Annotated in this window: 25 protein-coding genes; 10 read left to right on the top strand and 15 right to left on the bottom strand. The window is 55.9% G+C overall.

Translation table 11 applies throughout. The annotated features are described in order from the left end of the window. Positions 1-8 precede the first annotated feature (8 nt). From RUA4292_RS15080 to RUA4292_RS15055, 6 genes are all read left to right on the top strand, one after another. The gene (locus RUA4292_RS15080) at positions 9-1265 is read left to right on the top strand and encodes an ABC transporter substrate-binding protein (protein WP_058278348.1); all 1257 of its coding nucleotides are present in this window, start codon (positions 9-11) and stop codon (positions 1263-1265) included. 60 nt (positions 1266-1325) lie between these two features. Beyond that, positions 1326-2219, top strand: coding sequence for a carbohydrate ABC transporter permease (locus tag RUA4292_RS15075; protein WP_058278347.1), 894 nt, complete (start codon positions 1326-1328; stop codon positions 2217-2219). Then, positions 2216-3025, top strand: coding sequence for a carbohydrate ABC transporter permease (locus tag RUA4292_RS15070; RefSeq protein WP_058278346.1), 810 nt, complete (start codon positions 2216-2218; stop codon positions 3023-3025). The genes RUA4292_RS15075 and RUA4292_RS15070 overlap by 4 nt, the downstream gene beginning before the upstream one ends. A 4-nt stretch (positions 3026-3029) precedes the next feature. Further along, positions 3030-3827 carry a metallophosphoesterase gene (locus RUA4292_RS15065; protein WP_058278345.1) on the top strand — a complete coding sequence of 266 codons (798 nt, stop codon included), beginning with the start codon at positions 3030-3032 and terminating at the stop codon, positions 3825-3827. An 11-nt stretch (positions 3828-3838) separates the two neighbouring features. Next, positions 3839-5491 carry a Na/Pi cotransporter family protein gene (locus RUA4292_RS15060; RefSeq protein WP_199520015.1) on the top strand — a complete coding sequence of 551 codons (1653 nt, stop codon included), beginning with the start codon at positions 3839-3841 and terminating at the stop codon, positions 5489-5491. A gap of 416 nt (positions 5492-5907) precedes the next feature. Then, on the top strand, positions 5908-6528 hold the full coding sequence (locus RUA4292_RS15055; RefSeq protein WP_058278469.1) for a class I SAM-dependent methyltransferase: 621 nt from the start codon (positions 5908-5910) through the stop codon (positions 6526-6528). Positions 6529-6664: 136 nt separating this feature from the next. On the opposite strand, the gene RUA4292_RS15050 is transcribed toward RUA4292_RS15055, so the two are convergent. The 11 genes from RUA4292_RS15050 to RUA4292_RS24815 all read right to left on the bottom strand — a co-directional run bounded on the left by RUA4292_RS15050 (position 6665) and on the right by RUA4292_RS24815 (position 17916). Further along, positions 6665-7372, bottom strand: a complete 708-nt coding sequence (locus tag RUA4292_RS15050) for an IS6 family transposase (protein WP_058278344.1) — start codon at positions 7370-7372, stop codon at positions 6665-6667. A 171-nt stretch (positions 7373-7543) separates the two neighbouring features. After that, positions 7544-8095: a DUF3299 domain-containing protein gene (locus tag RUA4292_RS15045; RefSeq protein WP_233493456.1), complete on the bottom strand. Its 552-nt coding sequence runs from the start codon at positions 8093-8095 to the stop codon at positions 7544-7546. Beyond that, the gene (locus RUA4292_RS15040) at positions 8088-9209 is read right to left on the bottom strand and encodes a hypothetical protein (RefSeq protein ID WP_145974970.1); all 1122 of its coding nucleotides are present in this window, start codon (positions 9207-9209) and stop codon (positions 8088-8090) included. The genes RUA4292_RS15045 and RUA4292_RS15040 overlap by 8 nt, the downstream gene beginning before the upstream one ends. A 353-nt stretch (positions 9210-9562) precedes the next feature. Then, positions 9563-10813, bottom strand: a complete 1251-nt coding sequence (locus RUA4292_RS15035; RefSeq protein WP_058278342.1) for an ABC transporter permease — start codon at positions 10811-10813, stop codon at positions 9563-9565. After that, positions 10810-11508, bottom strand: a complete 699-nt coding sequence (locus tag RUA4292_RS15030; RefSeq protein ID WP_058278341.1) for an ABC transporter ATP-binding protein — start codon at positions 11506-11508, stop codon at positions 10810-10812. The genes RUA4292_RS15035 and RUA4292_RS15030 overlap by 4 nt, the downstream gene beginning before the upstream one ends. Continuing rightward, complete coding sequence (gene zrgA / locus RUA4292_RS15025) at positions 11509-12153, bottom strand: zinc uptake protein ZrgA (protein ID WP_058278340.1); 645 nt, start codon at positions 12151-12153, stop codon at positions 11509-11511. A gap of 27 nt (positions 12154-12180) precedes the next feature. Next, on the bottom strand, positions 12181-12567 hold the full coding sequence (locus RUA4292_RS15020) for a Fur family transcriptional regulator (protein WP_058278339.1): 387 nt from the start codon (positions 12565-12567) through the stop codon (positions 12181-12183). Between the two features lie 558 nt (positions 12568-13125). Further along, entirely contained in the window at positions 13126-13794 is a 669-nt protein-coding gene (locus RUA4292_RS15015) for a hypothetical protein (RefSeq protein WP_058278338.1), read from the bottom strand. Between the two features lie 3 nt (positions 13795-13797). After that, the gene (locus tag RUA4292_RS15010; protein WP_058278337.1) at positions 13798-15198 is read right to left on the bottom strand and encodes a selenium-binding protein SBP56-related protein; all 1401 of its coding nucleotides are present in this window, start codon (positions 15196-15198) and stop codon (positions 13798-13800) included. A 234-nt stretch (positions 15199-15432) separates the two neighbouring features. After that, on the bottom strand, positions 15433-17316 hold the full coding sequence (locus RUA4292_RS15005; protein WP_267885459.1) for an adenylate/guanylate cyclase domain-containing protein: 1884 nt from the start codon (positions 17314-17316) through the stop codon (positions 15433-15435). Positions 17317-17574: 258 nt separating this feature from the next. Further along, positions 17575-17916 carry a hypothetical protein gene (locus tag RUA4292_RS24815; protein WP_058278335.1) on the bottom strand — a complete coding sequence of 114 codons (342 nt, stop codon included), beginning with the start codon at positions 17914-17916 and terminating at the stop codon, positions 17575-17577. 95 nt (positions 17917-18011) lie between these two features. Between RUA4292_RS24815 and RUA4292_RS14995 the strand changes: the two genes are divergently transcribed. Genes RUA4292_RS14995 through RUA4292_RS14985 form a run of 3 tightly spaced genes read left to right on the top strand, consistent with a single transcriptional unit; the run spans position 18012 to position 22330 of the window. Next, positions 18012-19037, top strand: coding sequence for an ABC transporter substrate-binding protein (locus RUA4292_RS14995; protein WP_058278334.1), 1026 nt, complete (start codon positions 18012-18014; stop codon positions 19035-19037). A 3-nt stretch (positions 19038-19040) separates the two neighbouring features. Beyond that, positions 19041-21260 carry an ABC transporter permease gene (locus RUA4292_RS14990; RefSeq protein WP_058278333.1) on the top strand — a complete coding sequence of 740 codons (2220 nt, stop codon included), beginning with the start codon at positions 19041-19043 and terminating at the stop codon, positions 21258-21260. Then, positions 21257-22330, top strand: a complete 1074-nt coding sequence (locus RUA4292_RS14985) for an ABC transporter ATP-binding protein (RefSeq protein ID WP_058278332.1) — start codon at positions 21257-21259, stop codon at positions 22328-22330. Before RUA4292_RS14990 ends, RUA4292_RS14985 begins: the two co-directional genes overlap by 4 nt. Here RUA4292_RS14985 and RUA4292_RS14980 read toward each other — a convergent pair. The 3 genes from RUA4292_RS14980 to RUA4292_RS24810 all read right to left on the bottom strand — a co-directional run bounded on the left by RUA4292_RS14980 (position 22327) and on the right by RUA4292_RS24810 (position 23693). Further along, a complete protein-coding gene (locus RUA4292_RS14980; protein WP_058278331.1) occupies positions 22327-23115 on the bottom strand; it encodes an inositol monophosphatase family protein in 789 nt (262 codons plus the stop codon). The genes RUA4292_RS14985 and RUA4292_RS14980 overlap by 4 nt on opposite strands. A gap of 122 nt (positions 23116-23237) precedes the next feature. Further along, a complete protein-coding gene (locus RUA4292_RS24515; RefSeq protein ID WP_145974969.1) occupies positions 23238-23483 on the bottom strand; it encodes a hypothetical protein in 246 nt (81 codons plus the stop codon). Between the two features lie 51 nt (positions 23484-23534). Continuing rightward, positions 23535-23693, bottom strand: a complete 159-nt coding sequence (locus tag RUA4292_RS24810; protein WP_158507037.1) for a hypothetical protein — start codon at positions 23691-23693, stop codon at positions 23535-23537. A gap of 61 nt (positions 23694-23754) precedes the next feature. Between RUA4292_RS24810 and RUA4292_RS14975 the strand changes: the two genes are divergently transcribed. Continuing rightward, the gene (locus RUA4292_RS14975) at positions 23755-24546 is read left to right on the top strand and encodes a glutathione S-transferase N-terminal domain-containing protein (protein ID WP_058278330.1); all 792 of its coding nucleotides are present in this window, start codon (positions 23755-23757) and stop codon (positions 24544-24546) included. A gap of 31 nt (positions 24547-24577) precedes the next feature. On the opposite strand, the gene RUA4292_RS14970 is transcribed toward RUA4292_RS14975, so the two are convergent. Beyond that, a protein-coding gene (locus RUA4292_RS14970) for an IS3 family transposase (RefSeq protein WP_145974883.1) occupies positions 24578-25704 on the bottom strand; the annotation gives its coding sequence in 2 pieces (ribosomal slippage) (positions 24578-25440 and positions 25440-25704; 1128 coding nt in all). Between the last annotated feature and the right edge of the window lie 112 nt (positions 25705-25816).

The raw sequence follows: 25816 nt of genomic DNA, 5'->3' as shown, positions 1-25816 counted from the left end.
GGATACCGATGAACGCATTCAGAAAACTGGGACTGGCCGCCGTGTCAGCCACCGCCCTCGCCGCACCGGCAACGGCGGAAACCGAACTGACCATGTACTATCCGATCGCTGTTGGCGGCGCGCTGACCGAAGTGGTGGACGGGATCGTCGCCGACTTCGAAGCCGCGAACCCTGACATAAAGGTCAACGCGATCTATTCGGGAAACTACGACGACACCCGCGTGCGGGCGCTGTCGGCACTTGCGTCGGGTGAGCCTGCCCAGTTGGCGGTGATGTTCTCCATCGACGCTTATGACCTGATTGAGCAGGACTTCATCGTCGCCTTTGATGATATCGAAGGCGTGGACGCAAGTTGGCTCGACAGCTTCTATCCAGCGCTGATGGCCAACGGCAAGATCGAGGGCAAGACTTGGGGCATCCCTTTCCAGCGCTCGACAATCGTGGCCTACTACAACAAGGACATGTTCAAGGCCGCAGGCCTTGATCCCGAAGCACCGCCCACCACCTGGGACGAGATGATCTCGATGGGTAAGGCGCTGACGAAGGACGGCAGCTATGGCCTGATGATCCCGTCCACGGGCTATCCCTATTGGATGTTCCAGGCGCTGGCGATCCAGAACGGTAAGGAAGTGATGTCGGATGACGGTCTGACCACCTATTTCGACGATCCAGCCGTTGTTGAAACGCTGGAGTTCTGGAAATCGCTGAGCCAGGAGCATGGCATCATGCCGACCGGCACGGTGGAATGGGGCACACTGCGCCAGGCCTTCCTTGAAGGGCAGACAGCGATGATGTGGCATTCCACCGGGAACCTGACAGCGGTCAAAAACAACGCCAGCTTTGATTTTGGCGTGGCGGAACTGCCTGCGAATGTGCGCAAGGGATCGCCCACTGGCGGCGGAAACTTCTACGTCTTCAAGGACACCTCGCCCGAGGAACAGGATGCCGCGCTGAAGCTAATCGAATTCATGACCGCGCCCGAGCAGGCGGCGGCATGGTCGATTGGCACCGGCTACATGGGTGTTTCGCCCGCGGCTTATGAAACCGACGCGCTCAAGAACTACACGCAGGAATTCCCGCCAGCTTTGGTGGCCCGCAACCAGCTTGAAAATGCTGTTGCCGAGTTCTCCACCTTCGAGACCGCCCGTGTGCGAGAAGGTCTGAACAACGCGATCCAAGCCGCGCTGACCGATGCGAAGTCCCCGGCGGATGCGCTCGCTGAAGCACAGGCCGCTGCCGTGCGCCTGCTTCGCGACTATCAGTAAGCACTCACGGGCGCTCGGGTGACCGGCGCCTGATCTTCACTTTTCACGAAAGTCCGCCTCATGGCCGATCACGTCAGCAAAGAACGCCGCAGACAGGCCATCTATGGATGGATTCTGCTGTCTCCGGCGGCGATCTTGCTCACGACTTTCGCCTTCTACCCCTCGCTTGCGACGCTCTGGTCGAGTCTGTTCAGCCGCGAAACCCGCCGCCGCCCGAGCGAGTTCAAAGGGGTCGAGAATTACACCGACCTATTCGCCGATCCGACCTTCTGGAAGGTGATCACCAACAACCTGATGTACGCGGGCGCAACCGTACCAATCTCCATCGCTATCGCCCTTGCTATGGCACTTTGGGCAAATTCCAAGATCCCCGCGCGCGGCTTCATCCGCACCGCCTATTTCACCCCGACCGTGCTGCCAATGATCGCCGCGGCGAACCTTTGGCTGTTCTTCTATACGCCAGGCCTAGGTGTGCTGGATCAGATTGGGGGCCTGTTCGGCCTGCCCAGCGTCAACTGGTTGGGCCAGCCTGAGACAGCGCTTTGGGCTGTGATCATCGTGACGATCTGGAAAGAGGCCGGGTTCTTCATGATCTTCTATCTCGCAGCACTTCAGACGATCCCGGAGGACCTCAAGGAGGCCGCGGACATCGAGGGGTGCAGCCGCTGGACCTACACGCGCCGGATCGTGCTGCCACTCTTGATGCCAACGACGCTCTTCATCATGGTCAACGCACTGATCAACTCGGTCAAGCTGATCGACCACTTGTTCATTCTGACCAAGGGCGGTCCGAATGATGCCTCCAAGCTGATCCTCTACTACATTTGGGAAATGGCCTTTGCCTTCTTCGATGCACCGCATGCGGCGGCCATGACCATTCTGGTGCTGGTGGTGCTGGGCGTCGTGGCAGGTATCAAGTTCACCATCCTCGACAAGCGGACTCATTACCAATGAAGACGCTGACCCGAAACATCGAGGCTTTGGGAGCCCTGCTGCTCGCGATCATCTGGATCTCACCGCTGGTGTTCGCTTTCTGGGCCGCGTTTCACACCACGTCGGACGCGGTAAACTTCAACATCACTTCGCCCTGGACGCTGGATAATTTCCGTACTGCCTGGGCGGGCGCGCCTTGGCTGAAGTATTTTCTCAACACCTTCCTGCTGGTAACGGTCATCCTGATCGGACAGTTCATTGTGACCACTTTGGCGGGATTTGCCTTTGCGCAGGTGCAGTTCCCAGGGCGGGATTTCGTGTTCATCCTAGTGCTGATGCAGCTTTTCATCCTGCCAGAAGTGCTGATCGTCGAAAACTACGCCATGGTTTCGCGCCTTGGACTGTTCGATACGATCCTGGGCGTGGGTATGCCATATATGGCTTCGGCCTTCGGCATCTTCCTGATGCGGCAGGCTTTCAAGGGCGTACCGATTGAGTTGCACGAGGCGGCGCGGGTCGAGGGTTGCGGCTGGGTCGGCATCTTGTGGCGAGTTTATGTGCCCCTAGCCCGGCCGACTTATCTGGCCTATGCCCTTGTTTCGGTCTCGACTCACTGGAACAATTTCCTGTGGCCGCTTATCGTGACCAATTCACCCGACACACGCCCCTTGACAGTGGGCTTGTCGATCTTTGGCGCACCGGAAAACGGCGTCGATATCAGCGTGATCTCTGCCGCCACAATGATGTCCGTCGCCCCGCTCCTGATCGCTTTCCTGATCTTCCAGCGCCAGTTCGTGCAGGCCTTCCTGCGCTCAGGGATCAAGTGAGGCGATGGCCCAGTTTCTGCAACTCAGCGATCTGCATGTGGTAGAGGAGGGCGCACTTGCCTCCAGCGTTCTGGACACTCGCCGCACCCTGACAGCCGTTATAGATCGGCTTTTGGAAATGAAGGCGGCTCTCGATCCGCTGGACGCTTTGCTGGTCTCGGGCGATATCAGCGACGATGGCAGCGCGGACAGCTATGCCTTTGCCAGGGCCGAACTCGAACGTCTCGACATGCCGATTTACGTTGTCCCAGGCAATCACGATGCGCGCGAGCCATTTCGGGCCGCCTTTGCCAATCTCGACGCAACGCCTCCCAGCGGCCTGATTGACTGGGCCACAACCATCGGGGATACGCTTGTTGTCGGTCTGGACACCTTGGTCGAAGGACAGGGCGGCGGCCGCTTGCGCGAAGATAGCCTCGACCTACTGCGCAACGCGCTGGACACGGCGGGTCAAGGTCCGGTGGTCATCATGCTGCATCATCCGCCGATCAAAACCGGGATCCGGTTTATGGATGCTATTGGCCTTGAAAACGCTGAGGCGCTGGAAGCAGAACTTGCTGACACCCGGTGCGACATCACCCTGATCGCGGGTCACGTCCACGGAATTCATCACGGTCGACTTGGCCACCACCGGGTTGCAACCGCACCTTCGGTATGCAGCGGTTTTGCGTTGGATCTGCGGGCCAGTGCCACAGTGGGTTTCTTGACAGGGCCAACCGGCTGTGCGTTCATCGACACGGCCCCTGGCGGCATATGGAGCGCGGTGCCTCTCGACCCGTCTGATGGCCCATTTCCATTCTAAGTTGGTGAGCCATGGATAACTCGCCCATCATGATTGCTCTGAACCTTATCGCCGCGGCCGCCCTTCTGATCTGGGCGGTTCGCCTTGTGCGCACCGGGTTCGAGCGCGCCTTTGGCGGCGAGTTGAGACAATGGCTGAAACATTCGACAAGCAACCGTTTTGCTGCCGCCACTACGGGTGCTGCGGCGGCCATGTTTCTGCAAAGCTCCACAGCCGTGGCAATGTTGTTGGCGGGGTTCATGTCCGCAGGCGCAATCAGCGGTGCCGCCGGGCTCGCGATCATGCTTGGTGCGGATCTGGGCTCGGCGATCGTCGTCCAGATCCTGACATCGCCAATCTCGGCCCTAACGCCGCTTCTACTGATCCTCGGCGTGGTGATCTTTCTGCGCAGTTCCCGCCGAAACCTCAGGCAGGTCGGGCGCATTCTGATCGGTCTCGCTCTGATCTTTTTGTCACTTGACCTGATCCGCGAAGCAAGCACCCCGTTAGCGCAAAGCGACGCGGCGAAATCGACCATGGCTTATCTCTCAGGAGATGTCTTCACGGCCTTCCTGCTCGCCGCCCTATTTGCCTGGCTGGTTCATTCCAGCGTCGCCGCCGTGCTGCTGTTCGCGACCTTGGCGGCCCAGGGGGCACTACCGCTTGGGGCTGCGGTTGCCATGGTGTTGGGCGCGAATCTGGGTGGTGCCTTTATCGCCTTCTTTTTGACCCTGCATGCAGAAGTCGAAGTGCGGCGCGTCATCCTTGGCAACCTTGTGTTGCGCGGCGGCGGTGCCTGCATCGCATTGGGTCTGCTGTTCTGGCTTGATGCCGACATCCTTCCCGGTGCGACCGCTCAACAGCAGACGCTGAACGTTCATCTCGCCTTTAACGGGGCCCTGCTTTTGGCTGGAATGCTGCTGCTGAAGCCTTCGACGCAATTGGCCAGATTCCTGCTACCGGACACCGGTCGCGCGAGCACCGAATATAACCGCTCTGTCCTCGACCCCACTGTCATGAACCATCCCGCCCGCGCCTTTGCCTGCGCGCAGCGCGAACTGGTCGACATCGGCAACCGCATCGAGAACATGTTGAGGGACGCAATGCCTTTGTTTGACAGCTTCGATGAGGAAGTTGCCGTGAAGGTCCGTTCGGAGCAACGCACCATTTCGCGCATGTCACATGATCTGAGGGTCTACCTGTCGGGCATTCGAAGCAGCGATCCGAATGAAGACACCGGCACTCGCGCTTTTGATCTCGCCGGGGTGGCAACCAACCTCGAATCCGGTGCAGACGTGATCTCCCGAAAAATGGTCAGCCTCGCGCGTCAAAAACATCTGGAGAAAACCAACTTCTCGGACGAAGGGCGGCGCGACCTTTCCGAGTTCCACGATCGGGTGCTCAGAAATCTCCAGCATGGCATTGCCGTCCTAATGTCCGAAGACGTCGGAGCGGCGCGCGAACTGGTGGAACAGAAGGAAACGATCCGCGAAATCGAACAGATACTGGAACGCAAGCACCTCACACGGTTGCGTCAAGGCCTTGCCGAGTCGATAGAAACCAGCGCGATCCATATCGATGTCTTGAGATCCCTGAAGATGCTCAACACCGCGTTCGCCATGATCGCATACCCACTTTTAGAAGAGCAAGGCGAACTCCTCGAAAGCCGGCTAGCAGGCGGTTGACCGAACCGGCCTATTGCGAAGATGAGGTAGAAGATCCAGTTTTCTTCGCGGCCCAGCACGACCAGCGTTAGGAACCCGGTCGCAATGCTGTTTCGGCGCCGGTGCGACGACGATATATGCCGCGCCAGCGAAGTCCGAAATGCAGGTCGGCTTTGTCCCGCCACCTGTGAATTCGACCCCTGATTTTCGCTGCGATTTGCACGAATGGCCGATATTCCCGCTGTTTGACGGCACCGGATCTTACCTTCTCGCAGCATTTTCCACGCCGCGAGCGCATGCAGCAAGGTCTTGACACTTCTGCTGTGGGCTCGAGGCAGACGTTCGCAAAATCGCGATGTATGACCGCTTTGCGGGACATTGCAGTCATTGACCTAAAGTTACATGATCACCACCTGAAGGGATTAAGCGGAGACACCATGGCAGACGAGAGAGTGAGCCACTGGGAGGAGGCCTACCGCGAGAAAGACGATACCCAGCTGAGTTGGCATCAGGATGATCCCTCGATCTCGTTGGAGCTCTGCGACGTGGTCGGCGTCGATAATGCCTCCTCCGTGATAGACATAGGCGGAGGCACTTCACGCTTCGCAGAACGCCTGATCGAAAGAGGACTAAGCGACGTTTCTGTGCTCGATGTATCCAAAGCTGCGCTTGATCGATCTCGTGGACAACTTCGCGCCGTAGGCGAGCAGATTGAATGGATCGCAGCCGATGTCACAACCTGGAGCCCGGAGAGAAGCTATGATCTATGGCACGATCGCGCCGTATTTCATTTCCTTGTCGATGCGGACGACCGTTCCGCCTACCGGGACCAGTTGTACCGCTGCCTTCTCCCAGGTAGCCATGCGATTATCGCAACGTTTGCGCTCGACGGTCCGGAGAAGTGCAGCGGTTTGCCAATCGTTCGCTATGATCCAGAGGAGCTATGCGAGGTATTAGGCGATCGTATTTCCCTGGTCACGCATCGGAAGCACACACACCATACTCCCTGGGGAAGCTCTCAGTCCTTCCAATTCAGCTTGTTACGCGTGGGCCAGTAGCGCTGCTAATGCGCTTCGGCACGACTGTGACATCCAATGGCCTTGCTCATGCCTTCGGTGCAACTTTACTCATCCGGCGGCCGGGTGCTGTCAGACTAATTCGAACCAGTCTCAGTTTGCCGCGGAAACCGCGAACCTATCCGGAACAGAGTTGATGCCACTCGCTAAGAGCGGCGGCGCGGGTCAGCTTGAAGGTGTCCCGGCTGGTGAGCGATCTTTCCTGGTTGAAGTGGTTGTAGACAGAGGAATGGACGGAGGCGAATTTCTGTAAACTTCGCATGCGCCTGAAACGCTGCATCGCGCGTTCACGTCGTAGAAAAGGAAGGTGCGAATTCTCGACGCGGTTATTGAGCCACCTGCCCGTCTGCTGTTTTTCGGTAGCGCCGAGCTCTCTGAGAGCAGCCCGATACGACGCAAAGCGATCGGTGACTACCTCTTTAGCTTTACCGTGTCGCTTCATCAATTTCCTGAGGAATTTCAATGCCGCTTGCTTGTTTCGACGTTTGGCAACGATTGCTTCCAGCACTTCGCCCTCATGATCGACGGCCCGCCAGAGGTAGTGTCTCTTGCCATTCACCTTTACGAAAACCTCGTCCACGTGCCACTTCCATTTAGAGAATGCGCGCAGCTGCTGAATACGCTTCCGTCTGATCTCAGCAGCAAACATAGGGCCAAACCTGTTCCACCAATATCGGACAGTTTCGTGGCTCACGTCGATGCCGCGCTCATGCAGCAGATCTTCGACATTCCGAAGCGAGAGTGGAAAACGGATGTACAGCATCACCGCAAGGCGGATAATCTCAGGACTGGTTTTGAAGTACTTGAAAGAGACAGGGCTGGTCATGGGCAAAAGCTATGCAACCGCCCTGCCCGCCTGAAGCCAAGTTCTTCTGACAAGACCGACTAAAGTGTTGCGTCGACCCATTGAAACCGCCCTCGCATTGCGGGCGTTTAGAGTAGATTGGCTAAAGCATGCTAATGCTTCAGCAAAGAAATGTGTTGTCAGCAATGCCTACTATGGGTACGGCTCAATCTTCTCGGCAGAAAGGGAGTAACCGATCTCGGCCAGTTGGGTCGATTCTGCTGCTGTTCCAAACGTTCCGGTGACACTCACGGGCTCAAACAATCCCTTACTAGCGTAAGGCTCGCCTGTTGTGACCAAAACCAATTGATTTGCTGGTGGCGGTGGCACATGCACACATGCGCCGACGAATGGAACCAGAATAAATGTAGTGACGGCCGCACCATCGAATTCGAGCGGAACGACGTATCCGGGCAGTCGAACGATTTTGCCATTCCAATCGGATCGTAGACCAGATGATTGAGGCTGCTGAGTCACAAGAGGTGCGGCTTCGTGTTGCACGAGACCGCGCAATTGCTCAGGTAGCGGACTTTCTCCTTTGGGGAGAAGGTCCTCCCAATTCAGATTTATGATCTCATCAGCGTTGGCAAAGGAAGCCCTTGGTACCGCGATAGCCGCGGTCAGACCGAGCAAGACGTCGCGTCGGAGCAATGGATTTTTTATGTCTGCGTTCGCACGTTCGCTTCTGGGCATGCAGTTATCCATCTGGCTGACCCCCCACTCCCGCTGACAAGTTCGCTTCTCGGGCTTGCGCCAAATATACGGACACTGTCAGCACGCCTGTCAGACCCGAAATAGACCGTTGGCGAACAAGTGTTTGGAGTGTCGCTGCCTGAGACCAGTCGGACACGGCTGCGAATTGCCGCGCCACGATCTCGCCCGCACCGGGACGCAAGGCGACGAAATCGCTGATAGCAAGTCCTATGGCCGTTTGCACGTCTGGCTCGGCCAACTTGTTTATCGCCGCAAAGGCCATGATCACCTCTTCCAGCTTTTGGAGCGGCTGCGACGGGTCCAAAAGTAGACGATCTGCAAGTTTCTGTGCACCTTTGGCACCATCCAGCTCCACCAGCGCTGCGGAGAAAGCGCCTAGATTATTCGCCCAATCCCAGTCTTCGGCGCGATCGATGAAGGCATGGACCTCCTCGCGCGCCGCGTAGTCGTCGCTCAACCCGAGCAGCAACACGCGGATGGCCTGATAGGGGTAGCCTTGCTTAGTCCATAGCTCTTTGAGCAATTCTTGAGGCGGTATGCGAATATCCATCGTTCGCAGCCTCTCATACGGCATCTTGTCAAACTCGGAGATCACGAGAGCCCTTATATTAGGATCACTATTGCCTTGAAGGCCGTCCACGAAATCTTGCCGGGATTGTTCGTATCCAGCACGCCATTCTTTTCTGTGGGCAAGAGCGGTGTTCAGTACCGGTCTGAATACATTGTCGACTTGAGCCACGATCCTCCAGCCGCTTCCTGCAATGCCATCGTCAATTCCCGACACATGCGCAAAAAGAATGCCGTCTTCCAGATTAAGCGCCAATTGACGCCGGACCGTGCTGCTTACGAGGCCGGGAAGCTCGATGTCTGATGTCGAGCCGACAAGTAACTCGGACACCCCATAAGCGAATGCGTTGTCGGCTCTCGGTCGCGCGATGACCAGCTTTTCGGCGTCGACAATCCAGTCGATTGAGGATCGCTCGGGCTTGACGAGGTCAAAACCGCAGGCCGCTACCGAGCCGATCGAAATCGTCACCGTAATTATAAAGGCAGCTGCCATCCGCACAAGCTGGCTGACCGAAACTGTGATGGTATTGCTGGTCAATCTGGGAGCCTTCTCGGAACAGGTACTCGAAAACATTAAATGATCCTCGCTCGGATTGCCGCTCAAGAGTACACAGGAGTGTTTTTCAGGTACAGGAACAATAATGGTGCACAAAGGGACGCATATTCTCTTTTCAAATATGATTGAGGGGATCGACCGAATACAGGCTTTTGCAGCCCGGAATACAAGGACCAGGCTTTACCACTGTAAGGATCCATCCGCTCTGCCGTTAGCTTGTAACCGGTTTAAGGGAGCACTTTCGATTGCAGCTGGGTTCGCATGATCTTGGCATCCCAGAGTTCATCGCTCGGCCAGGACCGCGTGTCTCACAAAGAGAGTATGATCAATCTGTCTCATGTTTTCACCATCATACCATCGGCCAGTGACAAGCGATAGGCTCTGAAAGCCGGAACCATACTCACAATTGCGCCAGCGGCCACCACGCCAAGCAAGACCCAAAGTTCCCTAATGCTGGGTGCTTCTATGGGCAACCATAGGCCAAACGCGCTGTCGATCATCGGTTGCGCGACGGTCAAACCGAGGTAAAGGAATAATACACCAAGGAGCGCACCAACAGCAGCGGTCAGAACCGCCTCCAACACTAAAAGACCCATGATCGTTGCGGGTCGCGCGCCCATGGCCCGAAAGATCGCCATTTCGCGGCGGCGTTCATTCAGACTTGAAAAAATTGTCGCCATCATGCCGATCAAGGCTGTGACCACAACCATAGCCGACACACCCAACAAAGCGGTTTCTGCAACCCCGACAATGCCCCAGAGTTCTTGAAGGGCGACACCTGGCAGGACGGCCAGAAGCGGCTCCTCCGGGTATTCATTTATCGCGCGTTGAAGGGCAAAGATCTGCAATGGGCTTTCGACGCCGATCAGGGCCGCCGTGACCGCCTTGGGCGTCAGCTCCATCTGCCGGATCACATCGGCGGGCGTGGATTGACCGGGCACTTGTGCGCCGTTCTGCCAATCCACATGAATCGCCTCAATGGCCTCTAGGCTGACGATGACTGTGCGATCGACCGGTGTGCCGGTCTTGTCAAGAATGCCGGAGACCCGAAACGGCTGATCCTTGTGTTCGCTGAAAGACGCGATGCCATGCGCCACAACGATCGGATCGCCGACGTCATAGCCAAGCGATGTGGCAACGTCCGCGCCGATCACTGTGTCGAAAAGATCAGACATCAGCGCGCCATAAGCCACTTCAAGCCTCCGCCCTTGCCGGTACTTGTAGCGCTCGAAGAAGTCGACGGTGGTGCCCATGACCCGGAACTGGCGATGACTGTCACCAAGCGAGATTGGGACGATCCAGTCCACTTCGGGTCGCGAGGCAATGTCCCGATAGCTTTCCCATGTGACATTGTTCGTGGCGTTGCCGATGCGGAAAACCGAGTACAGCAAAAGCTGCACCGAGCCCGACCGCGCGCCAACAATCAGGTCGGTGCCCGAGATCGTGTCGGAAAAGCTGGCCTTGGCCCCGGTGCGCACCTTTTCGACGCCAAGGAACAGGGCCACCGACAGCGCAATTGCCAGAACCGTCATAGCCACCGTCAGCGCCCTTGCGCTCAGCGACCCGATTGCCAGCCGCAGGATCATGCCGCCTGCCTTTCTATGCGCGCGATGTCTTCCATGGCGATCACCCGGTCGAAGCGGCCCCCAAGGCGGGGATCGTGACTGACCATTAGAAGCGTCGTCCCATGGGCCCGCACTTGGGCGAAAAGAAGGTCAAGGAATGCCGATTGACTGGTGGCATCAAGTGCAGATGTGGGTTCGTCAGCAATGATGATCGGGGGCCGGCCTATCATGGCACGCGCAACTGCAACGCGCTGTTGCTGACCGACGCTGAGGGTGGAGGCTTTCGTGGCCAAAAGATCTGGCAGACCCAAAGCGGCGCAAAGACCTCGTGCCTCATCGGGCCCATTTTCTACCCGACCACGGCGCGCCGGGGCAAAGCGCAGCGGTAAAAGGACATTGTCTAGGACGGAGCCGAAAGGCAGCAGGTTGAATTGCTGGAATATCACTCCGATCTGTTCGGCGCGAAACCGGTCGCGCTGTCCGCCCGAATAGTCAGACACATCGGTACCCGCAACGCGCACAATCCCGGCGTCCGCGTGGACCGTACCGCAGATCAGAGACAATAGCGTGGATTTGCCTGATCCGCTTTCCCCCAGAAGAAGAACGGCTTCGCCCCTCAGAACTGAAAAATTCGGCACCGAAAGCGCGAAAGACGCCCGTCCTGGCCATCGGAAACGAACGTCCTTCAGATCAAGGATCAGTTCAGGCGACGTCAATTAGAACATGCCGCGCAAATCAAGCGTCGGTGCATCGCGCTCGATCTCGAATGCCTGCGCACCCGAGGCCGTCACAATCTGCACCTCCAATTCCAATGCGTTCTCGAAAGTCTCGAAATAAGCGAATTCGATCCCCGTTAGCGCATCAGGATTTCCGCAGGTCAGTGCGTATTCAGCGTGAAACTCAGTGTGGCTGGCTTCCGCTTCGGCATGGTCGTCGTGATCGTTATGCTTTTCGCCATCGGCGTGGTCTTCATGGCCATGCTCGTCGTCGTGGCCCTCATGAGCCTCGCTTTCGGCATGCTCTTCGTGGTCGTGCTCGTAATGTTCTTCTTCACTTTCCAACACAGCGCTGGCCTGGGTCACGCTGCACTCCGCCGCTGAGGGAAGAACGAAAAGGTCTAGCGGTTTTGCCAGCATGGCTACGGCGGCATCAATCGCAGCGCGATCTTCGGCGCCCGTCGCCTCGTATTCGAAGCCAACAATGTCCGCACCCGGCGCATGGAGCTCCATCGCGATCGTGCTGCCGTCAACCGCGATGTTCAGTTCGCCAACACCGTGTTCGTGAGCATCCAACTCGCGCGCATCTTCTGCGATGGCGGGAGCGGTGGTAAGGGCGACTAAGGCGGGAAGTGCATATTTCATGGCATACCTTTTTGAATTGGATTTGTCTTAAACGGCGCAAGTATTGCAGGCCCCGTGGAGTTCAACGATGTGGCGGTCTGGCACAAATTTGCTGGCCGAAATCAGAGCGGTGAGTTTCGACAGAAGTGATCCACCATCGTGCTCTTCGACCTTCCCGCAATTATCGCAGATCGTCAGGACCGGTAGGCTGTTGTCGTGGTCACATCGGCAAGGCACGAAAGCCTTGAGCGATTCAAGTTTGTGCGCCCGACCCTGGTCGGTCAGTGCAGTCAAGGCGCGATACACAGTTGGTGGCGCAATATCCGGCTCGTTCTTCTGCAAACGACCCAAAATTTGATAAGCCGTCATAGGTGCTTTCGAAGATCTCAGGACGCCAAGAATGTCTGCCTGTCTGATTGCAGCCTGTTTGCGCATGGGATTTGCCTCTTTGTTCGGTAGTTTTTACTTTATAAAGTAACAACATCCAAGCGCCTCTATAATTGTCGGCGAAAATCGATCAAAGTGGGCATTTGAATGCAGTGCAGCAATTGTCACAATGGGTTCAAAACAGTCTTTTGCTGCGTAGTGCATCAATGACCGCTGTGCGGAGAGGATGTGTGAAAACTCCGGCCCAAGCACGCTCTCGTCGCGCTCGTTTTCGGCACCTGCGCAAAAGCTCTCTCAGAAATGCGAGAGAATGCACATAGAGGCTGTTTTCGGCGTATTTCGCCAGACCGTCAGAGTTTTCACACAGCCTCCGGACGAACCCGCCTTATGCTGGCGCAGCGAACTCCGTGCCCGCGCATCCACGCAATCGGGGAATTACTTGCGGCGCTGCAGCGAGATTTCCCGAAAGCGGTCATTGAACGCTGCCAAACTGGAACCCGTCGTTCGCTGCGCTTCCGTTCTATGTCTCACATGCGGACAAAGCATCCGTTCGCTGCTGTTTAACCCAAACTACGGCTCCTCGGCCTTTTCGGCCTGGCATTGCTGTTAGCCAGCAGAATGAACAAACAGCAGCGAAATCGACCCCACAAGGATCAAGCTCAACGCCCATATTACGTCCAGATTGAACCACCCTTTCGAGAGGAACCTCAGGCCCAGCCAATGATATACTCCGAACGCAAGCAACCCGCCTGAGATTGTCATAGCCAGCGTGTGGGCCAAGGCGACACCAACAGCGATTTTGGCGTTTCCAGTCATCAGATCAGCCGCCGCTGCATGTCCTGGGTCCGTAGCGATTGTGCGACAGATGCCCAGATAGATAGGAACCAACATCAGCCCTGCTCCGTGCGCCATCGCTGCCAAAAACGACCAGAGCGCAAGCCGCGACGGAGGTACCCGCGCAAGTATTCGCGGGTGACGCCGGTTGAGCAACAGATAGACGCCCAGTCCGATCACGAGACAGGCCGCGAAGATCTGAATCTCACGCTGCCACTCGGCTAGAAACAGCAGCGCAGTAAAGGGAAACAGAATGGCGCCCATCGCAACAAGATGCCCGGTCGCCAACGCGATCAACGCCCTGAAAAGGCTGTTGCTGCTTTTGTCCATCAGAGCCGCTGATACCGCCAAAGGCCAACCCATACCCGGATTGACCCCGTGATAAATGCCCGAGGCGACAACAGCCCACCACAGGGCTGTTGCCGTGTCTAATCCGTCCACGCGTCAGACAGACGGGTAGCAGAAGCTATCTGTTGAGCAGTCTCCGCCTTCCAGACGAATCTGGTGGCTACGATAGCCTTTTGGGAACTCGACATAGAAATCTTTGTCCAGTTCCAGACCACCGTTTTCTCCGACATTGGCCATGACCATTTGCCCGCCCTCATCGTCTGGGTAAAACTGATCATCCCACGTCGAATAGAGCGAATTGGTCCAGTAGACTCGTTTGCCGTCCCGGCTGATCTCAACCATTTGGGGTCCGTAGACAAAATCCTTGCCGTTCGGGTGTTTCGCCCCGCGTGCAATCCCGCCAAGCTCGACCTTGCCGGTCAGCTTGGGGTTCATCGGGTCAGAAACATCATACTGATGCATTTCTCCCTGACCCCAACAGGCGACGTAGAGGTACTTGTCGTCCAGGCTCAGGTCGATGTCGGTGACCAATGGGGGTACGGCCTCAAATCCCTGCAACAGGGGTGGAAGGTTCTCAGCCTTCTCAGGTCGCGGATCAATCGTGATCGTCTTTTTAGCCTCGAACGTTCCGTCATCCTTCTGCCACCATGTGAAAATTGCGCCCTGCAGGTTTGTGGTGTCCACGACGACGCCGCAAAAACCATAATCCTTTGCCGGATCATGAGCAGGCCGGATTTCCAAAGCCATCTGGTGGTTCGCACCCAGATCAATGGTTTGGACGTTGCGGCGTTCGCGCAGGTTCCAGAAATGGATCTTGTGGCCGTATTTGTTGGACAGCAAATCCTCGGCCACGATCCCGTTTTCAAACTGTGGCGGCAGCCCCCATTCCGAGCTTACCATGTAGTCCCGCGGAAGATTCCACCAGAAATCATAGTGCTTGTCCTGTTCACCTCGGTCCATCTCGTAGCGGCCAAGGATATCAAACGTCTCGCAGTCCATGATGAAAATGCCCGGAGGGCCATTCGTGCCATCGGCACCGCCGCCGCCGAGCGTTGAAACATAAATCCCTTCGGGACCGCAGTGGATTGTGTGCGGGCGGGAATAGCCCGTTTTGGCGAACACCTCTTCGGGTTCGATGATCTTGTGAATCTTCGCCTGCAGGGGGTCCTTCACATCGATCACGTAGATGCGCGAGGACCGGATTCCCGGTACAATCAGATACCTGCGTTCCAGAAATGCATGCCCTGTCAGGGGCGAAAGTGCAGAAGAGCACGCGTTCCAGCCAAAGTGGTGAAACTCGTCACCCTTGTTGGGCATGATAAGCTGATGGACGATCTGACTGTAGGTCTTCGATTTCGGGTCAACATCCACAACGGCCAGGCCATCCGGCTGTGAGCCGTCGGGACTGAGCATCAATGTGAAGGCGAGCGTTTCCGCCGGTGCCTCCATAGCAAGTTTCGGTGTGGCGTGAAAAGTCGGGTCAGGTCTCAAGTTCATAACTGGCTCCTCCCAGGCCGTGGACGCCAGACCTAAATCAAGTTTTGTCTGGTATCGCCCAGAACTGAGAATGGCACATATTCAAGATTCGCGAAAACGGGCCAAACTCAGGCACTTGAATTTGCCCTTTTGAATCGGCTCTTCCAATGACTGAAATGGGCTCAAAGCAGCCGTTTGCGGGGCTCTGTTTGAGTGACCGCCACGCGGACATAGCAGTCATAGCGTGTGTTGGCGTTACATAGGCATCCCAGAGGACTCCATAGCTTCGAGCCATCGTTCGAGAACGCCTGGAGCGATCCACAAATCGGCGTTAACGTCGCGTTCTCGCGACACGGTCCAACTTGGGTTCTCGGCGACATAGACAGCCATTGCCTGCGCTGCTTTGTTTGCATTGCCTAGGCAGTTATGAATTGCAGCCAGCATCTTGTTGGCTGCTGTCGGCATTGAAGGCGATGATTGAAAGGTCTTCAGCGCCTGCTCACAATTCCCCATCTGCCATTGTATTCTGGCCTTTTCCCAATGAATGTCGTGTCCGTAAAAAGGGTCTACAAGTTCAGCCTCGGCAATAACCTCCAAAGCCTCTTCCGATTCTCCGATAAAGCCCAGCGTTTGCGCCAACGAAGTTCTTGCAAAGGAAGATGACGGGTTCAGTTCGATCGCACGGCGGAAAGCGTTCGCTGCGGCTTCGGGATTGTTATTCATTGTCAACGCCCGCCCCAGCGCCTGATAGGCCATGAAGTTATTGGGATCCAATTCCACGCCACGGCGCGCCAGATCATACATCCTTTTGCGTATTTCCTCTTCGTCGCCTTCGATCCAGCCGTAACGCAGGCCGATCCGCAGCGAGAGCGCCTGCCCAAGATGACCCCAGGCGGACTCCGGGTAGTCTTTCAACGAACGTTCCTGTTCCTCAATGTTCTTCAACAGGCTCTCGCGGCTAAAGTCTCGCATGATCCGGCTTTGCGCGGCATTCGCAATCATCAGCGCGCTAACATCGTCTTTGGCCATACGCGCCACCTCCGTCTCGATGACCTTGTTTCCAACGGACCCGGCGACATTCAAGCTGATTGCGTTGTTCGTTTTCAACAAGTCTTCCAAAGGGACATCGACATCATCAGTCCAGATGTGGGCCTCCGTTTCCCCATCGATCAATTGCGCCGTAATCTGCAGCCTTTCCCCATCGTATTGTTGGGTTCCTTCAAGAATGAAATCGGCACCCAGCTGATCGGCAATTTCAGAGATGCGAAGGTCGGAATCCCGAAATTTGAAGCTCGATCGCCGTGAAATCACTTTCATCTGCGGAAAACGCGCCAAAGACGTGATGATACCTCCGCTCACGGCGTCGCTCAGGAGGCCTTTGTTTTCGGCGTCACTGAAGTCTTCGAATGGAAGTACTGCGATCACAGGCGGTTTGAAGACCTCCGGTCGCAGCAAATACATCGCACCTGAGAGCGCAATCACCACAATTGCCACGGCCAGAATCCACTGCTTTACCTTCCTGCGCGGCGCTTCGAATGTTGGTTCTGTGATCTGTGTAGGTGTTTTCGTGGCAAGCGCTCGCGCGCGCTCGTCGAACGCGATCCTGTAGACCTCTACGGGAGCAGATAAGTTCTTGAGCTGTTGCGGCCCTATGTCGACAAAGGTGAGGTCTAGCTTGTTGCTCACCTGATCAAAGACAGTGCGCGATATGCAGATGCCGCCGGGCTCGGCAAGCCCTTCTATCCGAGCAGCGACATTCACACCGTCGCCGTAAATGTCTTCCCCGTCCACAATGACATCACCGACGTTAATCCCAATGCGGAACCGAATTCGTTCACCTTCGGTTACAGCGCTTTGGACTTGTGCGATGGCGTTCTGTACGTCCACAGCAAACTGAACTGCATCAACGACGCTGGCAAACTCAACCAGGCTTCCGTCCCCCATCAGTTTAACGGTGCGTCCGTTATAACATGCGATACGAGGATCAATCTCCGAATGTCGGAGTTTCGTCAGCGCTGCCAGAGTTCCGCTTTCATCGCGGCTCATCAGGTTTGAGTAGCCGACAAGATCGTGGTAAGCTTCCGTGAGTGTTGATCTTTTTCCAAGGCACTGATCTCCGCTATACCGAGCATATCGCAAAGACGGTCAAAGCGTCGAGCAAACAATGATGGGCCGTATGTCGCTAGTTCCGACATTCATTATTGGCGACAGCTCTGGGCTCACAGCAGTCGTTCGCCGCACTAGGCGTGATAGTCCGGATTGCGGACAAAGCCGCCGTTCGGGACAACTATCCAAAGGGCTGCTTTCGGGGGCAATGTAACCCGTGGCCTCAAAATCTCGTGAGCTGGATCCGCCACCAATTTGCAGTCTGTGGCGGTTCAGTTGGAGAACAAACGGTTAGATTGCTCGACGCAAGCCTGTTGCTACATCAAACAGGTGTGATTTGCCAAGTTGGATCCAAAACCGCACGACAGTGCTTGTCATGTTCAATACATGAACACCTTGCAAATTTACGATGTAACTCTCGTTTGTGTTGGCTAGCCCACAATGAAGCAGCGTATTAGTGCCGTACGGTTCGAGAATCCCAGCGTTCAATGCCGTAGCTTGGTCAGCCGCCATGGTCGCTTCGACCTGCACATGGGTCAGGTAAAGAGGCGCAAAACCCAATCTCCTCCAAGAGTCATTTATCTTCCCAAAGCGGAAAAACTCGCTACGTTGAACTTGTTGGGTCAGGATCACGAAAAATGTGACGTTCCGACACTTCCGGTCCGGCCAAAAGTGGCGGCGACAGGAAACAAAATGCGGGCGTTGAGCCCGACCAAGGGAGGATTACCATGAAGAAATTTAGCACTATTGCCGTGACGTCTATCGTCGCGCTGACGGCAGGCGTATCTGCCGCGCAGGCCGACAAATTGACGCTGTATTGCTCGGCGCAGGAAGACTGGTGCCAGCTTATGGCGCGAAGCTTTGAAGACGCCACAGGTATTGACGTGAACATGACCCGCAAATCGTCAGGCGAGACCTTCGCGCAGATCAAAGCCGAGTCCGCCAACCCAAAAGGGGACGTTTGGTGGGGTGGTACGGGCGATCCGCATTTGCAAGCTGCCGAAGAGAACCTGACGATGGCCTACGTGTCACCGATGCGCGACCAGTTGCATGACTGGGCGATCAGTCAGGCGACATCCGCTGGCGACAAAACAATCGGGATTTATTCGGGCGCGCTTGGCTATGGGTACAACACCGACCTTTTGGCTGCCAACAACCTGCCCGAGCCATCGTGCTGGAAGGATCTTTTGAAGCCTGAGTACAAAGGCCACGTTCAAATGGCGAACCCCAATTCATCAGGAACGGCCTATACGACGCTGGCTTCTATGGTGCAGCTTTTTGGTGAAGACGAGGGCTTTGAGTTTATGAAAGGCCTTCATGCCAACATCAACCAATACACCAAGTCCGGCTCTGCCCCGATCAAAGCGGCAGGTCGTGGTGAAAACACCATCGGTATTGTGTTCATGCACGACGCGGTGAAGCAGGCTGTTTCGGGTTTCCCCGTGAAAGTCGTCGCACCTTGTGAGGGCACTGGCTATGAAATCGGTTCGATGTCGATCATTGAAGGTGCGCGAAATGAGGACGAAGCCAAGAAGTTCTATGACTGGGCCTTGTCCACGGACGCACAAAACCTTGCGCTGGAAGTGAACGCGTTCCAGGTGCCGTCGAACACTGGCGCCCAGACGTCACCGTCTGCGCCGGACATGTCGACGATTACTTTGATCGACTATGATTTCAAGACCTATGGCTCGTCTGCCGAGCGCAAGCGTCTGTTGCAGAAATGGGACGAAGACGTCTCGACGTTGCCGCAGTAAAACTTGCGAAACGTTTCAACTGAAACGTCCACCCATCCGGCCTTGATCTTTTGGATCGTCGCCGGGTGGGTCGGGTTCTGTATTTTGCCTTGGTACGGGGTCGAAGACGGCTTCTTTGCATTTGAATGGCTGATTGATGGCTATCCCTTTGATGAGGATTACGCGCCTGCGGCGTTTTTGATTGGACAGGGTGAAAAGCTCTGGCTGGCGCCACTCATAATCCCGCTGATCACGTCGCTTTTTGCGCTTCGCCGCAAGAAGAGCGACCCACTTTATGCAAAGATACTGATTGCGTCTGGCGCCATTGGCTTTGGGTGGCTGATTGCTCAAGGCTTTGGCATCGGCATAAGGGGGTTCAATTTCGAATGGCTGATGGCGCTGTTTGGAGACCTTGGCGACCGCCAGTTCGGTATGGGATACGGCGCGCTTTTGCTCGCGTCGGCGTACCTGTTCCTGTTCACCCAAGGCATCGCTGCACGGGGTGCGATTAACGGAGATGTCTTTGTTGTCAGCGCGATTGGTGGCGTGATCGTTATCGTCACGGTTTTCGTGTTCTTGCCGATCGCAAAGATGCTTTTGGCCGCTTTCATAACTGAGGAAGGTGGCTACTCTGCTTCGGTCTTTGCTTCCAAGTTCTTTGATGACCGTCTTTGGGGCCTTGGCTGCATGTCTGGCGCGCGCTGTGGGGCCGCTTGGAACTCGCTTTTCCTCGCCATCACGGTTGGCATCCTGACAACTGTTCTGGGTTTGGTATTCGCGCTTGTCGTGACGCGCTCGGGTTTCCGCTACAAGCGGGCACTGCGCGCGTTGACCGTTCTGCCGATCATCACGCCTCCTTTCGTTATTGGTCTGGCTTTGATCCTGCTGTTCGGCCTTTCCGGCACGGTCACGCAGTTCTTTGCCGATCTGTTTGGGGTCCAGCCGACACGCTGGCTCTATGGCATGCCCGGCGTACTCATTGCACAAACGCTCGCCTTTACGCCCATTGCGTTCCTTGTCCTTATCGGCGTTGTTGAGGGGGTGTCTCCGTCGATGGAGGAGGCCGCGCAAACGCTGCGGGCGAACCGCTGGCAAACGTTCCGTACAGTTTCGCTGCCGTTGATGCGGCCGGGGCTGGCAAATGCCTTTTTGCTTGGCTTCATTGAGAGCATGGCGGATTTCGGCAATCCGCTGGTTCTGGGCGGAAATTTTGATGTTCTGTCAACCGAGATATTCTTTGCAATTGTCGGCGCTCAGTACGATCAGGGCCGCGCCGCTGTGCTTGCGATGGTGCTTTTGTTTTTTACACTCTCCGCGTTTTATGCGCAGCGCATGTGGCTTGGCAAAAAGAGCTATACAACCGTTTCCGGCAAGGGCGACGCTGGCGTCCATCCGCTGATGCCAAACGGCCTTGCTGTCCCGGTTTTCATTGCGGCAGGCGTCTGGGGTCTGTTTACGGTCGTTGTGTACGGCATGATCCTTTATGGAAGCGTGGTCGAACTTTGGGGTGTCAACAACACGCTCACCTTCAAACACTATGTCACCGCGTTCTCTGTGCGTTTCGAAGAAACAGGCATCCGCTGGACAGGCGCGGCATGGGATAGTTTCTGGACGACGATCTATATCGCTGCTGCAGCTGCGCCGTTGACGGCCGCCGTTGGTCTTATCACGGCATATCTGCTGACACGGCAATCCTTTACAGGCAAAAACGCGTTCGAGTTTGGAACTATGCTGAGCTTTGCGATCCCGGGAACGGTTATCGGGGTCAGTTACATTCTGGCCTTTAACGTGCCACCGATTGAGATCACCGGTACGGGCATTATACTTATTGTGAGCTTCATCTTTCGGAACATGCCTGTTGGGGTCCGCGCTGGCATCGCTTCGATGAGCCAGCTCGACAAATCGCTGGACGAAAGTTCTCTCACGCTTGGTGCGAATTCGTGGCAAACTTTCCGGCGGGTGATCTTGCCGCTCTTGAAACCCGCAATTCTGGCAGCACTTGTTTACAGTTTTGTGCGCGCCATGACTGCGATTTCTGCAGTGATCTTTCTGGTCTCAGCAGAGTACGACATGGCGACGAGCTATATTATCGGTCGTGTTGAGAACAACGATTACGGCCTTGCGATCGCCTATTCCACAACGCTGATCTTCGTCATGCTTGCTGCGGTCGGCCTGCTACAGGTGTTGGTCGGGCGGACGAAAATCGGACGCCGCACGCAATTCGGGGCAAAGGAACAAACATGAGCAAAACACTAATTGCCAGTAAAGCCGCCCCGGTTCGTTTCGAGAACGTGACCAAAAGCTTTGGACGCGACGTTGTCGCTGTGGACAACATCGATTTGCATGTGGAGGCGGGCAAGCTTGTCACCTTGCTTGGGCCATCGGGCTGTGGGAAAACGACGACGTTGCGTATGATTGCAGGTCTAGAAATGGCAACGTCCGGGCGCATTCTGATCGGCGACCGCGATGTCACAACGTTGCCCGCGACAGATCGCGATGTGTCGATGGTATTCCAGTCCTACGCGCTGTTTCCTCATATGAGCGTGCTGGAAAATGTGTCTTATGGCCTGACTTTTTCTGGATACTCGAAATCGGAAACGCGCGACCGCGCGCTAGCCGGATTGGAGCTTGTTGGGCTGAAGGGGTTCGATACGCGCTTGCCCAGTGAGCTTTCGGGTGGTCAGCAACAAAGGGTCGCCGTCGCGCGTGCTTTGGTGTTGGAGCCGCAGGTTCTGTTGTTTGACGAGCCGCTGTCCAACCTTGATGCAAAACTGCGCCGTCAGGTGCGCGAAGATATCCGCGCCATTCAACAAGACCTTGGGCTTACGGTTGTCTATGTCACCCACGATCAGGAAGAGGCGTTGGCCGTCTCTGATGAAATCGTGGTTATGCGCAACGCCTCCATCGCTCAGATTGGCACGCCGCGCAGCCTGTACGATGCGCCTGTTGATCGTTTTGTTGCGGATTTTATCGGAGAAGCGAACATCCTGCCATGTACCATCGAGAGCGTGGATGGCGATATGGCGACGATTTCCATTGAGGGGTACACTCATGTACTCCCCGCCCGAGGGCTAGCGGTGGGAGCCGCCAAGCTTGCTGTTCGCCCATCTAGATTGGTGATCGGTGCGCAAGATGGTTTCAAGGCGACCGTAGCCAAGGCGACCTATGTCGGTGTGCGGATGGAATACACGCTTGAGGCCAGCTTCGGTTCCATGTTCGCTGTTCACGAAAACGTGGACACGCCGCTGGAAGTTGGCACTGACGTGACCGTCGGGTTTTCTCAAAAAGGGCCGGTATTGCTGCCGGAGGCTTAATCGGTTTGCTCGAAAGCTGTCTTGGAGAGCTCAAGTAGCCGATCAAATACGGCAGGCGTTCCCACAACGACACGTCCGCCATAGCGTATCATGTCGTCAGCGTTCTGCACCTCTACGCAGCCTCCGGCCTCGGCGACAATGAGCTGACCCGCAACGCAATCCCAAGCGTTCATGTGCTCTTCGGCGTACCCCAAAAGCCGCCCCGCTGCGACATAAGCCAGGGAAAGAGCCCCCGACGCGTTCCGATAGAACATTGATCCTTCATCAACCAAAGCCGTAACGAGGCGAACGATCCCTTGGTCGTCCACTCGGTTGGAGTATCCGACGCCAACTGTGCCTTCGGACATCTTCCGTGAATCCTCGAGTTTCAGCGGCGCCCCATTCAGCTTTGCGCCTTCGCCTTTTACGGCGACAAACGTTTCGTCGTTTGCCGGATCGTGGATGACCCCGCATTCGGTTGCAGCGCCGCGCACGCCCGCAACAACAACCGTCCAAGCAGGAATGCCGTTGATGAAGTTCGTGGTGCCATCGATCGGATCAATGACCCAGGTGAACCCGGAGGTGCCGGGGGTCGGAGCGTGCTCTTCGCCGACGATGGTGTCTTCAGGAAAAGCCTTGGCTAACAGATCGCGCGTCAGCAACTCGACATTGCGATCTGCCTGCGAGACAAAGTCCTGATGTCCTTTGTTGTCGATCACCAGCGTGTCTTGTTCGCGGAAATACTTGAGCGCCAAACGCCCGGCTTGTTTGCAGATATCCTCTAGGACTTCAATTCTTTCTGGCATGCGTTCTACTCTCGCAGGGGAAGACTGGTTGTGCTCTGGCTACCACTGTTCCTGCCGCAAACCCAACATTCATTTTTTATGCACCACTTAAGCGGTATTTGAATGTGGCACGGGCAGACACTTCAGTAATAAATATGCGCATCAGGCGATTGTATTTTCCAATTGTTAAAGGCAAATATTTCGCGACTGAGGTCCATCAATGCAGGCTTTGATTGGGATCGGGGTTTAAAGCGCACTAAGGCGATACGGTGTTGATTTTGCAGTCGTAATCCTTCGTTCGTGGCAGATAATTTCAATGCTTTTCCTGGACCAAAGCTGTCATTGGTGGCGGTTTGCACCGGCGTCTGTTTTGGGCTCGGAGCAGCCATTCGCTGCACTATGCAACAATGACTGCAGTGCCGAAGCTTGTAGTCGGTATTCTATGCAAAGTGATCCGCCACTTCGAAGTCGATTTCTGCAATAGTCACGCCTTCAAACCAGCATTTCCAGAACATTGGAGATCGCCTGGGTTTCGTGATCTGACGAGTTCCGATAGCGTCCTGAAGCAACTCGAAAAACAGAATTGAGACAAACTGCATGATCTATCCAGCTACAGAGATAGTCTTCCACAACTATCCGCAATCACCCGTAGCTGAGTAAGTGCGCGTGGCCTTCGGTATCAAGCAGCTGTCCTGGCGCGATGTCGAGATCCCGCGCTTGCCGCCGAAGCCCATGCTGACAGCGCTGACGGGCGGCTACCGACGTACCCCGGTCATGCAAATTGGGGCGGACATTTATTGCGACAGCCAATGTATCCTTCGCGAGGTTGAAAGTCGTCACCCAACGCCGACACTGATGCCGACAACTGAGGCTGGTTTGATGTGGTGCTTGAGTCGCTACACCGATGGCGATCTTTTCTCGCTGGCCGTGAAAATCGTTCTTGGATCTGCCGGTGATAACCTGCCAAGTGATTTTGCAGAGGACCGCGGACGCTTGTATATTGGCCAAGACTGGGCTGCAGGGCTTAAACGCGCCAACGAGCAGCTACCACATCTTGTCGCTCAGATGCGCGCACCCCTATCTTGGATGGATGCTCAGTTGAGCGACGGGCGTACGTTCTTGCTCGGCTCTGATCCTGCGGCCATTAACGCGCAAATGTACCATATCATTTGGTGCATTCGTGGGCGGTGGACCGGTGGCCCTGATCTGCTATCCGAATTTCCTGACCTGATACGGAGGGAAGAAAATGTGTGCGGAATTGTGCATGGGACTTCAAAGGCTATGCGCACGAAGCACGCAACCGAGCAAGCAAAAAACGCCGAGCCCGTGTCGGAAATCGGTGTAGCTCCTCACGAATTGCAGGACCTTCAAATCGATACTTTGGTAACGATCACTCCTGATGTTGAAGGCGGCGAGCAACCCGTCGAAGGCAAAGTGCGCTGCGCAGATTGAGCAGCCCTATCTGACGGGTCCAACGTGATTGTTAGTGCATGATCGGCCTGTGTTCCATCGGGATGATGGTTTCTGGTGCCGGAGAGCGATAACCCAGTGCACTGTGTGGTCGTTTGGTGTTGTAGTGCTTCCTCCATTCTTCGATGATGATCTGCGCTTCTCTGAGCGAGTAGAAGATTTCCCCGTTCAACAGCTCGTCCCTCATGCGACCGTTGAAGCTTTCACAAAATCCGTTCTCCCAAGGCGAGCCTGGTTCGATGTATGCCGTTTTGGCTCCGACAGCTGCAATCCAGTCGCGAACCGCCAGAGCAACGAACTCAGGACCGTTATCTGAACGGATGTAGGACGGTGTGCCGCGCAGAATGAACAAATCCGTCAGAGCATCGATCACATCCGCCGAGTTTAGTTTTCGCTTTACCCTGATTGCCAAGCACTCCCGGCTGAACTCGTCGATGATGTTCAACGTCCGGAAAGGTTTCCCATCATCGGTGCGACAATGCACGAAGTCATAGCTCCAGACATGATTGCTATGTTCCGGCCTGAGTCGAACACATGAACCATCGTTTAGCCAAAGCCGTCCCTTCTTGGGCTGTTTTGCAGGCACCTTCAGCCCCTCTCGTCGCCAAAGCCGTTCAATGCGCCCATCACTGACAGACCATCCAGCCTCTCTCAGCAACACCGCAACCCGGCGATACCCATACCGACCATACTGCCTGGCAAGCTCGATCATGTCGGCCACCAGCTGTTCTTCATCGGGTCGGCCCCGTGGAATACGCCTTTGCGTGGATCGGTGCTGTCCCAGTACGCGGCATGCACGGCGCTCGGAAACTTTGAACTGGCTGCGAACATGAGCGACGCAAGCACGGCGACGAGAGGGGCTTAGAAGTTTCCCTTCGATGCTTCCGTCAGGATAAGCTTGTCGAGCGTCAGGTCTGATACCGCACGCCTGAGCCGCTCATTTTCCTTCTGAAGCCGCCTAAGTTCCTTCAATTGGTCTACACCCATTCCGCCATATTGCTTGCGCCAGCGGTAATAGGTTTGCTCCACAACGCCGATCTGTCTGATCGCATCCAGACGCGGCATCCCTTGCCCCATCAGAACTTCAACCTGCCGCAACTTCGAGACAATTTCTTCCGGCTTCGGTCGCTTGTTTGCCATTCTTGGTCCTCCGTTTCCTAATCTTAACGGTGGGCCCATTCAAATGGGGAGGCTCACTTCCTTTACGAAGTCGCTAAGTTATTGATTTTGAATCAAGTGGAAACCGGAACGC

It is taken from the genome of Ruegeria atlantica (assembly GCF_001458195.1).
Classification (GTDB): domain Bacteria; phylum Pseudomonadota; class Alphaproteobacteria; order Rhodobacterales; family Rhodobacteraceae; genus Ruegeria; species Ruegeria atlantica.
The sequence above is the reverse complement of the archived record's forward strand: the minus strand, read 5'-3'. Positions and strand labels throughout refer to the sequence as shown.